The organism is Proteus sp. FZP2095 (assembly GCF_023701425.1).
Lineage (GTDB): Bacteria > Pseudomonadota > Gammaproteobacteria > Enterobacterales > Enterobacteriaceae > Proteus > Proteus cibarius.
Genome location: NZ_JAMQBJ010000003.1, coordinates 362424 through 377803 on the forward strand (window position 1 = coordinate 362424; position 15380 = coordinate 377803).

Below are 15380 nucleotides of genomic sequence, written 5' to 3' on the forward strand. Positions count from 1 at the left end.
CGCCTTATATCAATGAGTTATTTACTCAGACGTCCGAGAACTTCCTTGATAATGCGTTCCACGTTTTCTTCGGTAATATCACCTTGTTCAATCACTTGTTGCGCACAAGCACTGACCGTCGTTGCATAAGGAGATGCACCAAAGCGATCATCACCTTGAGTTTGACGTTGTGCAGTTGCACATTCCGCATGAACAGGAGTTAAAGAAGGTGAACGAAAACGATCATCATCAAGAATGCTGGTCTGGTGATTTGTGCTAGAAACAGCACAAGCAGAAACAGCAGATTGAGCAGCTTCTTGTGCCAAAGGACAAGGTTGTTTCAACTCTTCAACGGTACGCACGCCATAACCTACTTTACGAATATTCAGTAGATTCATTGGGCCAACGTTGTCAGAGCTAGAACCGCCACCAACAGCACCGCAACCTAAAGTAAGTGCAGGAGTAATATTGGTTGTTGCACCGATACCGCCTAATGCCGCAGGGGTATTAATCAGAATACGGTTAACCGGTTTTTCTAAAGAGAACTGACGAATAACATCTTCATTTTTGGTGTGAATAACTAAGGTATGACCTAAACCTTCGTTAGTCAGTAATTGCACCACGCGATCGCACGCTGATTTCCAATCTTCTTCGATATACATCCCTAAGATTGGGCATAATTTTTCACGTGAATACGGATTTTTTGGTGAAACAGTATCTTGTAATGCGATTAATACACGCGTATTTGCGGGTACGCTAAAACCTGCACGCTGACTCAAATAAATCGCATCTTTACCCACAACTGCTGGGTTAATTGTGCCGTTAGCACGCAGTAATATTGAAGCCACTTTTGTAGCTTCTTCGTCATTCATAAAGTAAGCACCTTGCGCCAATAGCTCGCGGTGAACTTCGTTATAAATGCAACGTTCAACGATAATGGATTGCTCTGATGCACAGATAACCCCATTGTCGAATGTTTTACTGGTGATGATATCGCTAACTGCTTTTTTGATATCGGCACTGCGTTCGATAAAGGCAGGGCCATTACCTGGGCCACCACTGATTGTCGGTGTGCCTGATGCATAAGCTGCACGCACCATACCTTCACCACCAGTCGCTAAAATTAATGACACATCTTTGCTGTGCATTAATTCTTTCGTCGCTTCCAGTGTTAGTAATGTCACACCATCAACGATCCCAGCTGGCGCCCCAGCTTCTAGCGCAGCTTTTTTAACAATTTCTAACGCACGGAAACTACACTGTTTTGCATTTGGATGCGGAGAGAAAATAATCGCATTACCCGCTTTCAGTGCAATTAGGGTTTTATAGATAATGGTTGATGTTGGGTTAGTTGAAGGAACTAACGCCGTGATAACACCTAAAGGCACGCCAACATCCATGACTTTTTTCACTTTATCGTCATTGATAATGCCAACGGTCTTCATGTCTTTCATATGTTCATACACACGCAATGACGCGAAGGTATTTTTCAGAACTTTGTCTTCCCACTTACCAAAGCCTGTTTCTTCGTTCGCCATTTTTGCCAGCTCTTCTGCATGACGAGCAGCTTCAAATGCAATGTGTTTTACAATACTGTCGATTTTTTCCTGCGCAAACTTAGCATAAACAAGTTGTGCATTTTTCGCGTTACGAACTAGCTCACGAGCCAGTTGTCTGGATTGCAAATCTTTATCTAATGCAACCATGTCTTCCCCCATACAGGAGTTAAAAAATTTAGCTGAATAACTTATTTCTTTGCTTTACAGCACGCCTGAAAATCAGGCTTTGTGCTGTTGTGCAATTTTCTCGATATCGTTATGCGGTCTTGCAATAACACGAGAAGTCACCACGGTGCCGATACGTTTTGCCGCTTCAACACCTGACTCAACCGCTGCATTGACTGCACCGACATCGCCTTTCACCATGGCTGTCACTAAACCTGAACCGACGTTTTCATAACCAATCAGTTCAACATTGGCTGCTTTGCACATTGCATCAGCAGCTTCAATGCAAGCGACAAGACCTTTGGTTTCAACTAGACCTAGTGCTTCTTTCATATTTATTTCCTTCGTTATTCAGTCACTTTGTACTGGGCAACGATTTTTTGAATATCGTTATGTGGACGAGCGATGACTAATGAAGTCACAACAGTACCAACACGTTGAGCAGCTTCTAAGCCTGATTCCACAGCGGCTTTAACGGCACCTACATCACCTTTCACCATTGCAGTCACTAAACCAGAACCCACATTTTCGTAGCCGATTAACTCAACATTTGCCGCTTTACACATCGCGTCGGCGGCTTCAATACAAGCAACCAGCCCTTGAGTTTCAATAAGTCCTAATGCATCACCCATACGTTCTCCTAAGGCAAAAACTATGCCTTGTGTTTGATAACAATCTTGTTGATGTCATTGTGAGGACGAGCAATCACGAGCGATGTAACAACTTCACCCACGCGCTGTGCTGACTCCACACCTGAATCTACTGCAGCTTTCACTGCGCCTACGTCGCCTTTCACCATCGCAGTCACGAGACCTGAACCCACATTTTCATAGCCAATAAGTTCAACGTTCGCGGCTTTACACATAGCGTCAGCGGCTTCAATACATGCCACCAGACCTTTGGTTTCGATCAGACCTAATGCATCACCCATTTTCATTTCCTCCGAGAAGCCGTTTAACGGTTTACGTTTGCCCATTGTGTCTGCGTGGTGATTTTTTAAACGCAGACGTTGGTTTCAAAATCACTATAGCGCGTAAAAACGAAAACAAAATATAAATCCATGATATGAACGCATATAGAATTTAACTCTGTTATTTAGTGTTTTTTATGCCTGTATTTATATATCTATGCTGTTAATTTGTTTTTTTCATCGTTATAAATTTATTGATTTACGCAAAAAATAGATGAAAAAATAGGCAAATTAACTTTGTTAGGAGGATGTTGAAAAGGTGCAAAAAGGCAGTACATATTGACGAGAAAGATGTGCGAGATATCACTGATATTTCAATGTGAGATCAATAATTGAAAAAGGCTAAATCAAGTCTATATACAAATCGTGCTATTTTTTTGTTGATAACATATTTATTAAATCTAAACCTTCACTGCGATGTATAAAAATAAAGGTGAGCACTCTTATGTGATAAAAATCATGCAGACAATCTGTTCAAATTACGCAATAAGCAAAGCACTAAATCTAAGAGCTAAACCTAAGGCTATGTGAGAATAGAAAGTTAATTAGAAGGATGGGATGTATTGCGTGTTAGATAAACAAAAAGGCGACTATATAGAAGCCACCTTGCAAAAATAGAATCAGATAATCAGGACGATTAATCGAATTTACTACCCGGTTTTAAGGTACAAATATAGAGTGGTGAATTGAGCGAGCTTAATAGTAATGTTTTTTCATTTAGCTTCTGTGCATTAATAAATAGCCCATCATGGCTATCTGACATTTCACGCATAAAATAGTCAAAAATAACGTCTGGAGATTCATCAATTGATGATGCACTCGCATCCCATTGGCTAACAAAATAGTGACGTTCGGTTGGTGAAACACGTTTGGTCGTATAATCAAATTTCACATAACGTTGTAAATACAACCATCCTGCTTTTGAGGTGGTATAGCCTTCAACAACAATTGATCCTTTACCATTGGCACCAAATGAAAAATGAATATTGCCATTTACATTTTCATCTTCCATATTTTCAAAACGCATAATGCCTTTAGTTGAACAAACCATGACACCTTCATTTTTAATGGTTAATAATCTTGTTGCTGCATAAGTGGCGACCAAGATAAAAATCAGGGCCGATAAAAAACATAAAAGTTTCCCTGAGATTTTCATTAGTATTTCCAAGAATAGTAAAAGTAATTGTCGCAATAACTAAATGGATTATCTTCGTTCTTTGCACAGTGCGCTAAAAATACGCGCCCTAATCCATTTGTTTGTAATTTATCACCATAGAAGAAAACAAATCGCTCACCTTTCACACACTGTAAATTAAGCTTCTTTCTTACTGCGTCAAAATTGCGAACATAATTATCACTTACCGCAGAATTAATCATCGCTTCATTAGAAAGTAATTCACAATCATTATGTGTTAATGGTGTCAGTGAAATTGGCTTTGATTGATGTTGATTAAAAAAGATGATCACCGTAAGAAATACCGCACCTAATAAAAAACCAATGCTGGCTAAATACCAACAAATTTCTGGTTTCTGTTTTTGTTGCGGTGTTTCTTCTTGTGTAGACTCTAAAGGTGTTTGAGTTAAAGATAAAGGTGTCGTTGTTTCAACGGCTATTTTGTTTTCATCCTTAACTAAAATAGGTTCTTCTTCATTTGTTTGAGTTGAAGGTAATAACGTTGAATCATCAATAAGTTCAACTGAAATATCCGGATTGAACTCTAATCGCCCTTTCGCAATAGTGACAATGATATTTTCAATACCATAATGACGAAATGTTTTTCGTAATAAACTCAAATATTGGTTTAAATTACTGTTTGATGAAACCAGCCCATTATCATCCCAAACACGTTTTAATACTTCATCACGATTAACAACACCTGGATGCTGAATAAAATAAAACAGTAACGCATTTGCGGTAATAGAAAGATGTGTATCAACACTCTCTTTTTCTAACGATATCGCGCCATCCGTTGCGTCGTAATAAATTAAGGCATTTATTTTGTATTTCATTGTGCCCTCATTCATCCTGATTAAAATTACTGATTTACTGTGTTTGCCATATAGTCAAATGTCATCTCAGATAATCTTTCAACTAATGCATTACGCTCTTCTTGTGAAATCGTAGGGCCTTCTGTTAATTCAGATAACCAAAGACCATCTGCGGCATAACGAATTAATGTACCTAAATAGCTATTATCTAATTTATCGCCTTTGGCTAAATGATCTAACATCCAATCTCGCCAGCATTTACGCATAATAGGCTCGTTTGGCATTGCTAAAGACAGTATAGCTAATTGGCGACTTTCGTCTGACTGTTTTAAATCAGAAATATAAGTTAAATATGCGCGAGAAAAACGCCCCGCTTCAATAGGATCATTTTCCATAATAACTGCAATGCGACTATCCATAATACCTAATAGCCGTTTAAATACTGCCTGCACTAATTCTAATTTTCCGGGGAAATGATGAAGTAGACCACCTTTACTTACACCCGCTTCTTTTGCTACAGCATTTAAAGAGAGAGAAGCTATTCCTTCATTAGCCACAATAATACTTGCCGCTTCCAATAATTGCTCTTGAACTCGGATAGGGTCTTTTTTTCGGTGATGCGCAGTTGTATTCATGCACAGGATGATACCGACCAGTCGGTATGTTCCTTATTGATCGAAATCAATCTGATTTCGACTGAGGCTTATTATATGTAAATAATGCAGTTGACTTCACATTCCTTTATTTCCCAATCAAATTTAATTTAAAAAATTAAACTTATTTTACAAGATTGATCTAAATAATTAATTTAAAAATTAAAGGGATATAAAATTTGATTTTTATCAAAAAAAAATATGTTTATAATCTTAATTAAAAAACCAATTTAGCAAAAATAAAGAAATCAATATCTAATTAATTTCTTTATTTTTAATTACGCTTATTTTTTTATCTGAATCATTATATCTTTATACTGCTGTTTTTTATTAAAAATAGAATCACCACCAGTTAAATGGTATTAAATTTGGTTTTATCTTTAAGTAAAAAACCCCATAGTTTTACTTTCCGTTAGAAGTTTATCATAAATATCTTCTTTAGAAGGAACATTATAAGTATGGTCTTCAAATAGAATACTATAAGTATGCTCTTCAAATGGAATACTATAAATATGGTCTTCAAATAGAATACTATAAGTATGCTCTTCAAATGGAATACTATAAGTATGCTCTTCAAATGGAATACTATAAGTATGCTCTTCAAATGGAATACTATAAGTATGCTCTTCAAATGGAATACTATAAGTATGGCCTTCAAAAAGAGTAGTATAAATATGTTTTTCAGAAGGTTTATTATGAGTCTGCCCTTCAAAAAGAGTAGTATAAATATGTTTTTCAGAAGGTTTATTATGAGTCTGCCCTTCAAAAAGAGTAGTATAATAAGATTTATCATTAGATGTAGTCATACAATAAACAACCTCACTATATTTATTTTCAATCATGTTTGAATTATTTTCACATTTATTTAAAAATTCATTTATAATTCCAAGTGAACTTTTTATTGATTCATCCTTATTATTTACAAAGTTTATAGGTGTATGACTAATAAAACTCGGCTCTGTTTTAACCTGTCTAAAATAAATATTACTATTAAATATACCCGTTATTCCTGAACTAAGATTAGAAAAAAAATCAACAATATTGTTTATTACTTTTCCTGCTCCTGTTGTCAGTTGATTCACTGTATCTCTAAATATAGAATTAATATTCATTTATATCCTTATATTAATTAAAATAAATTTAAATTGATTGCCGATAATATTGAAATTAAGATCTTAAAATATAAAAAAACCTCCTTTAAATAAAGAAGGTTTTAAATTGATAATTGATAACTGTAATTAAATGCTGGCTTTTAATGCTTGTTCTAAATCTGCAAGAATATCGTCGATATGTTCAATACCAATAGATAAACGAATTAAATCTCGTGAAACACCTGCGCGTTCTAATTCTTCATCATTTAATTGACGATGAGTGGTTGAAGCTGGATGACATGCTAATGATTTTGCATCACCAATATTCACAAGGCGAACAATGAGTTGCAGTGCATCAATAAATTTTGCTCCAGCTTCTGCGCCCCCTTTAATACCAAAAGAGAGAATACCGGCTGGTTTACCTGACATATAACGTACCGCTAAATCATGCTCAGGGTGATTGCTTAAACCTGCATATTTAACCCATGCAACTTGAGGATGGTTTTGCAAATATTCTGCTACTTTCTGTGCATTTTCAGTGTGGCGATCCATACGTAGTGCCAGCGTTTCTAACCCTTGTAGGATCAAGAATGCATTAAAAGGTGATAGAGCCGCACCAGTTCCACGCAAAGGCGCAACACGACATCTTGCTATATAAGCCGCTGCGCCAAAGTGCTCGACATAATTTACCCCGTGATAAGAAACATCTGGTGTATTTAAAATCTCAAAACGATCTTTATGCTCAGCCCAAGGGAATTTACCGGAATCAACAACAATGCCTCCGATAGAATTACCGTGACCACCAATATATTTGGTTAAAGAGTGAATAATAATATCCGCACCATGTTCAAAAGGGCGACATAAATAAGGTGTGGCAACCGTATTATCAACAATTAAAGGTACGCCATGACGATGAGCGACATCGGCCAATGCTTGGATATCGACAATATTTCCACTTGGATTTGTGATGGTTTCACAAAATACCGCTTTTGTTTTATCGTCAATTAACGCTTCAAGAGCGGCAATATCATCATGAGGAGCAAAGCGTGCCTCAATACCAATACGAGGAAATGTGTGCGCCATTAAGTTATAAGTACCGCCATAAAGCTTAGCGACAGAAACAATATTATCCCCCACTTGTGCAATAGTTTGAATTGCATAAGTGATAGCAGCCATGCCCGATGCTACGGCAACTGCCGCAATTCCGCCCTCTAATGCTGCAACACGTTTTTCTAATACGTCATTGGTTGGATTCATTATGCGGGTATAAATATTACCGGGCACTTTTAAGTCAAAGAGATCCGCACCATGCTGCGTATCATCAAATGCATAAGATGTTGTTTGATAAATAGGTACAGCAACGGCTTTTGTAGTTGGATCAGGTGAATAACCCGCGTGAACAGAGAGTGTCTCAAGTTTCATAGCAATTCCTTTTTTGTTGCATTTGTTCTTATAGTATTACTTATACTCTAAATAATTCGAGATGTGGCTAGACAGCAAGTGAATAAGTCACTAATCAGTAAAGCTACAAATTGAAATATGATGAGTATAGATAAGCCGATATTCCTCTCACCGCATAGTGAAAAAATTTCAACTTGCACAAATGCTTCTTTTTTAAATAGAGCTTATTAAGCCAATGATCTCTATTTACATCAATATTTAACTTAATAACCCTCTATTTTGCATTATTTTGCCATTTTAAGTGGTTTTATCGTTTTTTGACGAGTTGCTAACCAGCAAATTAAAGAGCCCCCTGTCACCATCATTACCCCTTGCCAAAATGAGAAAGAGAGTGCGGTAGACAACAATATTGATGAGAATGCAGTAGAAATAACGGGAGTGAAATAAGAAAGTGTGGCTAATAAGGTCACATTGCCCCTGATCATACCGATTGTCCAAGCAGCATTTGCAAGCCCAATAGCGGCACCAGTTATTAACAATAGCGTGATACTTTTTGTATTAACGATCCACTCTACTGGCGCGGAGAATAGGTATTGCCCCCACAAGGCAAGTGACGTTAATAAGAAGAAAGGCACAATACCGTTATTCCCGCCAGACATAAGGCGCGTTAAATTACTATAAAACGCCCATAAAATGGCACCTGAAAATGCCAATATATAGCTTAATGGATTACTTTGAATATTCTTCCATAAACCGTCAATTGTTAGCGGATTATCACCACTAACAACCCAGACTAATCCACTAAATGCACATAATAATCCGACAATCAGTAAAATAGAGAATCGTTGCTTATTAAGTATTACAGCAAGGGCTAACGTAAAACTAGGCCATAAATAGTTAACCATTCCTAGCTCTATGGCTTGTGTTCTGTCTGTTGCAAATCCTAAAGCCAGAGATAAGCATACTTCATAAGTAACAAATAATAGCCCACCCCAGAAGAGATAGCGTTTAGGAAAGCGTGATAACTTAGGTACTCCTAAGATCAAAATAAGAAAGAGTGTGCCTGTGCTATAAATCAGTGCAGCACCTCCTACAGCACCAAAATACTCACTAATATTACGAATTAAGCCAACAATGGTGCTCCAAAGAAGAATAGCAACAATGCCATATAACGTCCCTTTTGATGAGCTAGATATCATTTTGTGCCTTCAGATTTAAGATTTTATCATTAGAACCGATATTAAAATAAAACCAGCATAATTGCTTTAATCACTTTTATGCAAAAATAATAAAGAAAAAATTGAATGGTGAAACATTTTGTTACAATTAATATCAAGCAGAAAACACATTGATCTACTCCCATAGGTAGTGAAAAAAGTATCATCAATTTTATATTTTTAAAATATGTCTTTTAATTTCAACTTAAAATGAATAAATAATATTTCTACTTTTTTTATAAAATATAAATTTAAAATTTATATTTGAATAAAGAAACAGACAATATTGTCTTTTTTGAACACAAAAAGTGTTATTTTTTGTATCATTCTATAAATAGTTTCACTATGAAATATATTTTATGAAACATCATCTTATAAGTATATTTACATCATCTTTTTAAGATGTTCTCTATTAGAGTCAAATAACAGAGTAAAAACAAAAAGTAAAAAAATGATAAATATCAACACGATACAATAAAACATAAAAATCATTAGATAAAGTAATATATTTATCCACTTTTTAACACTAACTATTACCGATAGTTATCACGACATCAATAGATACCACCTATAAAACAAGCTAAAAACGATCGTTTAAAACGATTTCTCTATTTTTTTTAGCACATCTATAATTTTTGAAAATTTGACTTAGGTGTGAATATGACTGTTTTATCGTTTTTACGATAATTGCGGTAATCAGCGCTCTGTTAAATATATATAAATAGTCTTACGTTACACGTCTAAAAATAATTTATCCCCTTTTATTCTCTATCTAAGAATAGGAAATAAATAGAGTTAACTGTTAGCTTAATTTATTAAGTTAACGGTTAGATATATATTTAAAAAATAGGAACAATTAATGAAAAAGTTATTATTATCTGCAATTATTACTTCTGCAATGGCAGTTATTGCAGCACCTGCATTTGCAGAAGATACTGGTACTCCTGCACCAACAGAAGTAACAGTCAATGGCGGTACTGTTAACTTTGAAGGTTCTGTTGTAAATGCAGCCTGTGGTGTTGATAGTAGCTCAGCAAATCAAACTGTTCGTTTAGGTCAATTCCGCGTTGCCGAATTTACCAAAAAAGGTGACGAAACAGGTCGTATTCCTTTTAGTATTAAATTAAATAACTGCGATATTACAGTTTCAACATTAGCGGCAATTACTTTTAATGGCACTGCTTCTGATGGCGATGCAAATGCATTTGCATTACAAGGTAGTGGTGCGGCTACAAATGTAGCATTAAAAATTACTGACTCAAGCAGTAAAAATGTTATTCCAGGGCAACCATCAACGACTCAAAAGTTAATTGAGGGCGAAAACCAATTAAATTATAACGCATCTCTAGTTTCAACTGATGATACTGTTAAGGCAGGTAGCGCAAACGTTACCACAAACTTTATGGTTACTTACTCTTAATTGCTAATCATTTTTGATTGATATCTTATTGCCAAGGACGGCATATTTTTATCAAAAAATAATTGTCCTATATTCATTATCTAATGTATTTCTATTATGAAAAAAATACTTACATTCCTTATTATTTTTCTCTTTCCATTATTATCTTACTCTAATGGTGTTTCATTAGGTGCCACACGTATTATTTATAACTCGAATATTAAACAAACCAATCTTGTTATTACTAACTCAGATAAAGAAAATAGCTTTTTAATTCAATCATGGGTTTCTGATAATCAAGGAATTAAAAATAATGATTTTATAGTAACACCTCCTTTATATATTCTTGATGCCAATAAAGAAAATGCATTAAGAATTATGTATACCGGAGCACCATTACCTGAAGATAGAGAAAGTTTATTTTGGATGAATGTAAAAGTGATCCCTTCATTACAAGATGAACTTGCTAAGGAAAATACACTACAAATCGCAATACAGAGCCGAATAAAGCTTTTCTATCGTCCAGGAAATTTACCTGCATATAATGAAAAATTTGCAAATGAGATTTCTTTTTCTTACCAAAATGGTGAGCTTATTGCGAATAATCCAACACCTTATCATATAACTATGGTGAATTTAGCAGTAGTGGATAATCAACTTCCAGCAAGCATCATGATCAATCCGTTATCTCAATTAATGTTAGGAAAAATAAAGAGTAATGCGAAGCTAATTTCATTCCAAACAATCAATGATTATGGCGCACAGACAGCTGTATTAAAAAAAGAAATTTCTCATTAATGATTACATCGGCTCCAAGCTTTTTGGTCAAAAAACATGATTAATAAAAATACAGTTTATTTTTTCTTTTCTGGTGCTATTACTATATCAATGGCTTTGCCATTTTTAGCACACGGTGCAAACCGATTTAATCCTGCATTTTTGGCTGACTCTCCCGATTCTGTCGCTGATTTAAGCTATTTTGAAGCCGGAAATAGTATCAAACCAGGGGATTATCCTCTTGATATTATTTTTAATCATGAATATCTGAGAACAGAAAACATCCGTTTTATTAGCCAAGATAAAAATGTAATCCCTTGTTTAAATAAATCTTTTTATCAATCATTAGCCATTAATACTAAAATATTTTCTAAAATTGAAAATGCCTTAGATAATCAATGTATTAATATTGAAGACATTATTCCTGACTCTATTGTTAATTATGATATTGAGAAGCAAGCATTAAAAATTCAAATTCCTCAAGCCGCTTTAGATCTTAAAGCTCGTGGTTATATTCCACCAGAGAAATGGGATAACGGTATTACTGCGGGAATATTAAATTATACCTTTAGTGGAGCCAATAGTTGGGGAAACTCCCATAATAATAGTTACTATCTAAATCTACGTAGTGGGATCAATATTGGTGCTTGGCGATTAAGAGATTATTCCACTTGGAATTCATCAAATGGAAAAAACCAGTGGAACCACATCAATACTTATCTTCAACGCAATATTGTATCGCTAAAAAGCCAATTACAAATTGGCGACAGTTATACGTCATCAACACTTTTTGACAGCATTAATTTCCGAGGAATTTCCTTAGAAAGCGATGACACCATGTTACCTGATAGTCAAAGAGGTTTTGCTCCTATTGTTAGAGGAATAGCAAATAGTAATGCCAAAGTCGTTATAAGACAAAATGGCTATATTATTTACCAAACCTTTGTCGCTCCTGGAGCATTTGAAATTAAGGATCTCTATCCAACATCAAATAGCGGAGATCTCTATGTTTCTGTTGAAGAAAATGACGGCGGAAAACATGATTATGTCGTACCGTATTCTGCGGTACCCATTTTACAGCGGGAAGGTCAAAAACAATTTGTTATTCAAGCAGGTGAAATTCGCCAAAATAACCAAAATAAAAAGCCACGCTTTTTACAAGGTCACCTAATTTATGGATTGCCTTATGACACAACAGTATATAGTGGAGCTTTAGTTACAGCAGATTATCAATCTTATGCACTTGGGGCCGGTAAAAATATGGGCACCTTGGGCGCATTATCAACGGATATCACTTTTGCTCATAGCAGACTACCTGATGATTCGATATCTGAGGGCTACTCTTTACGTTTTCTCTACGCAAAATCACTTAACCAATTTGGCACTAATTTTCAATTATTAGGCTATCGCTACTCTACTGCTGGATTTTACACATTAGAAGAGACGCTCAACACGCGTATGTCTGGTTATCTCTATGAGGATAATCAACAAACACCTTCACGTTATTTTGATCTGCGTAATCATAAAAAAGGCAGTCTCCAGATCAATTTGTCACAACAACTTGCCGATTATGGCTCTGTTTTTATGACAACACACTGGCAAAACTATTGGGGAACAAATGAGAAAAATGTATTAATACAAACGGGTTATAACGGCAATATCAAAGGACTTTCTTACAACATTATTTATAGTTATAACCGCATGATGAATAGTGGAGAACGAGCTCAAACTCTCTCTCTTGGAATTTCTATTCCGTTACAACTTCTTATGCCTTCCGGTTATCAACCCGTCAATAGTGCCTATCTCACTTATAACTACAGCCATAATAATAACGGCTATTCTGCTCATAATGCAGGTGTTGCAGGCACTTTACTCGACGACAATACATTAAATTACAGTGTCCAACAGGGATATAGCAATCAAGGTGGCAGTTATACAGGAAGTGCATCCCTTGGATATCAAAGCCGATATGGCAATCTCAATGCTGGTTATAACTACCATCAAGATGCTCAACAACTCAATTATAGCCTTGCAGGTGGTATGTTGTTACATAGTGAAGGGATCACATTAAGTCAGCCATTAAGTTCAAATACTATTTTAGTCGATGCTGGCAAAACAGCAGATGTACCTATTGATAATGCAACGGGGATTTATACCGATTGGCGTGGATTCGCGGTCATTCCCTATGCCACAGCTTATCGCCAAAACAAAGTTGCTCTTGATACCACCGCCCTCCCTGATAATGTTGAAATTGAGCAAAACATTCAGCAGGTTATCCCTACTCAAGGTGCTGTTATTAAAGTTAACTTTGACGCCAAAACAGGATATCGCTTATTACTGACATTAAGGCAACAAGGACGACCTTTACCTTTCGGTGCAATTGCCACCGATAAGCTAAATAATCTCTCCGGTATTGTGGGCGATGATGGTTTGCTCTACCTCTCTGGTGTACCACTCTCAGGCCTATTAGATGTTCGTTGGGGCAATGGATCGTCCAAACATTGCCAAGTGCGCTATCAACTACCTCTTGAGCAACTTAATGAGCCCTTTGTAAAAATGACACAGGAGTGCCAATAATGCGCAGATTAATGCTTATTTTGGCTTTATTGATGCTTTCTATAAGTAAAGGCAATACTTATGACACTTTAGTTCAAATTAATGCTCGAGTAACTGGCAACACTTGCACGGTAGAAACCAACTCAAAAACAATTACAGTAAAACTAGGTGATATCGCGACTAAAGATTTCACTTCAACGACAATTGCTCAACAACGTACACCTATTATCCCTTTTAGTATTAAGTTGGTAGATTGCCAACCCGAAGCCAGCGGCGTAAAAGTCAGCTTTAAAGGAACACCTTCTGCATCTGATAATACATTACTTGCAGTTAATAAGGATGGTGCTCAAGGCGTTGCTATTGCACTTATGGATAAGTCAGGCACACCTATTGCCATCAATGAAAAAAGCCAACCTTACCTGTTATTGCCTAATCAAGATAATACCTTGCAATTCTACGCCCGATACATCGCAACACATTTGCCTGTCAGTTCAGGGCAAGCTAATGCGACTACAACCTTTTTACTGGAGTACCAATAATGAAATATTCCCTTTCTTTCTTATCATTACTGGTTTTTTTAGTGTTTACTCCTGAAAAGATGGCATGGGCAGTGGCAGATCCTCTTATTGTATCACCTGTACCGATGAATTTTGATGGTGCAGCAGACGGAACACCCGCTGGTACCCCCATCACGTCAACATGGATTGGAGAGACATCTGTTCATAACGGCTTTAAATGTGAGAATAAATTTCTACAAAAATGCTGGGTTGAAACGCTCTATGCTAATGCACTGGGTTCAAAAATAAGTGGGATCTATTATTACGAAGGGAGTAATCGATATCCGGTTTATTCGCTAGCTGGTGTAAAAGGTATTGGTTACGCCTTTGGTTTAAAAGATAACAATGACAATGTTTCTTATGTCCCTATTGATGTCGGCACTGGCTCTAGTGCAACTATTATTTATCCAGCTGTAGGCTCTACCGTAAATAAAGGTGTAGACCGTGTTTCATTAAAAGCAAAAGTTGTCTTTGTTGTTACTGACGAACACTTAGAAACGGGTGTTTATAATATTCCTTACACCGTAATTGCCAATACTTGGTCTGAATATGGCGGAGGGCATAAAGGAAATAACACATCACTTGTCGCAATAAATCCTGTAACAATCACCATTAAAGCTCGTGGTTGCACCGTAAATACCAAAAATCTTACTTATGAATTAGGTGATATCTCAATGAGAGATATGAGTGCTATCGGCTCAACCTCAAAAACACAAACAAAACCCATTTCAGTAACTTGTGATACTAATGTTCACTTGTATGCCAGCATGACCGATCAATCTACTTATTCTAATAATACGGATGTTCTTACATTAACATCAGATTCAGATGCATCAGGTATTGGTATTCAATTTTTCTTTAATGATAACCCGACTCCAGTAACTTATGGGCCTGACATTAGTGCTACAGGACAACCTAACCAACGCTTACTTCATATAACAACATCTAATAACGAAAACTACACATTAAACCTGTCAACTCGGTATATCACGACTGGAACACTAAAACCTGGAAAAGCAAACGGGTTAGCCAGTCTGACTTTTTCTTATCAATAATGATTTGAATTT

The 15380-nt window shown here is 36.1% G+C and carries 15 protein-coding genes; 5 read left to right on the forward strand and 10 right to left on the reverse strand.

Annotated elements, in window-relative coordinates; genetic code table 11:
- Positions 1-17: 17 nt before the first annotated feature.
- The 10 genes from NBG71_RS14480 to yddG all read right to left on the reverse strand — a co-directional run bounded on the left by NBG71_RS14480 (position 18) and on the right by yddG (position 9006).
- A complete protein-coding gene (locus tag NBG71_RS14480; protein ID WP_250916960.1) occupies positions 18-1685 on the reverse strand; it encodes an acetaldehyde dehydrogenase (acetylating) in 1668 nt (555 codons plus the stop codon).
- A 72-nt stretch (positions 1686-1757) separates the two neighbouring features.
- Entirely contained in the window at positions 1758-2036 is a 279-nt protein-coding gene (locus tag NBG71_RS14485) for a BMC domain-containing protein (protein WP_006536328.1), read from the reverse strand.
- A 14-nt stretch (positions 2037-2050) separates the two neighbouring features.
- On the reverse strand, positions 2051-2335 hold the full coding sequence (locus NBG71_RS14490; RefSeq protein ID WP_006536329.1) for a BMC domain-containing protein: 285 nt from the start codon (positions 2333-2335) through the stop codon (positions 2051-2053).
- A 20-nt stretch (positions 2336-2355) separates the two neighbouring features.
- Entirely contained in the window at positions 2356-2634 is a 279-nt protein-coding gene (locus NBG71_RS14495) for a BMC domain-containing protein (protein WP_004249182.1), read from the reverse strand.
- Positions 2635-3310: 676 nt separating this feature from the next.
- On the reverse strand, positions 3311-3829 hold the full coding sequence (locus NBG71_RS14500; protein ID WP_006536331.1) for a FidL-like protein: 519 nt from the start codon (positions 3827-3829) through the stop codon (positions 3311-3313).
- On the reverse strand, positions 3829-4683 hold the full coding sequence (locus tag NBG71_RS14505; RefSeq protein ID WP_191901596.1) for a transcriptional regulator: 855 nt from the start codon (positions 4681-4683) through the stop codon (positions 3829-3831). The genes NBG71_RS14500 and NBG71_RS14505 overlap by 1 nt, the downstream gene beginning before the upstream one ends.
- A gap of 26 nt (positions 4684-4709) precedes the next feature.
- A complete protein-coding gene (locus NBG71_RS14510) occupies positions 4710-5297 on the reverse strand; it encodes a TetR/AcrR family transcriptional regulator (RefSeq protein WP_075673542.1) in 588 nt (195 codons plus the stop codon).
- A gap of 398 nt (positions 5298-5695) precedes the next feature.
- Positions 5696-6427: a hypothetical protein gene (locus NBG71_RS14515; RefSeq protein WP_250916961.1), complete on the reverse strand. Its 732-nt coding sequence runs from the start codon at positions 6425-6427 to the stop codon at positions 5696-5698.
- A 126-nt stretch (positions 6428-6553) separates the two neighbouring features.
- Entirely contained in the window at positions 6554-7828 is a 1275-nt protein-coding gene (locus NBG71_RS14520; RefSeq protein WP_075674388.1) for a bifunctional O-acetylhomoserine aminocarboxypropyltransferase/cysteine synthase, read from the reverse strand.
- A gap of 263 nt (positions 7829-8091) precedes the next feature.
- Positions 8092-9006, reverse strand: a complete 915-nt coding sequence (gene yddG, locus NBG71_RS14525) for an aromatic amino acid DMT transporter YddG (RefSeq protein ID WP_250916962.1) — start codon at positions 9004-9006, stop codon at positions 8092-8094.
- 877 nt (positions 9007-9883) lie between these two features.
- On the opposite strand from yddG, the gene NBG71_RS14530 reads away from it, so the two are divergent.
- From NBG71_RS14530 to NBG71_RS14550, 5 genes are all read left to right on the forward strand, one after another.
- Entirely contained in the window at positions 9884-10444 is a 561-nt protein-coding gene (locus NBG71_RS14530; RefSeq protein ID WP_075673048.1) for a fimbrial protein, read from the forward strand.
- Between the two features lie 96 nt (positions 10445-10540).
- The gene (locus tag NBG71_RS14535; RefSeq protein WP_075673049.1) at positions 10541-11221 is read left to right on the forward strand and encodes a fimbrial biogenesis chaperone; all 681 of its coding nucleotides are present in this window, start codon (positions 10541-10543) and stop codon (positions 11219-11221) included.
- 36 nt (positions 11222-11257) lie between these two features.
- Positions 11258-13777, forward strand: a complete 2520-nt coding sequence (locus NBG71_RS14540) for a fimbria/pilus outer membrane usher protein (protein ID WP_250916963.1) — start codon at positions 11258-11260, stop codon at positions 13775-13777.
- Entirely contained in the window at positions 13777-14295 is a 519-nt protein-coding gene (locus NBG71_RS14545) for a fimbrial protein (protein WP_075673051.1), read from the forward strand. Before NBG71_RS14540 ends, NBG71_RS14545 begins: the two co-directional genes overlap by 1 nt.
- Positions 14295-15368 carry a fimbrial protein gene (locus tag NBG71_RS14550; protein ID WP_075673052.1) on the forward strand — a complete coding sequence of 358 codons (1074 nt, stop codon included), beginning with the start codon at positions 14295-14297 and terminating at the stop codon, positions 15366-15368. Before NBG71_RS14545 ends, NBG71_RS14550 begins: the two co-directional genes overlap by 1 nt.
- The last annotated feature ends 12 nt before the right edge of the window (positions 15369-15380 follow it).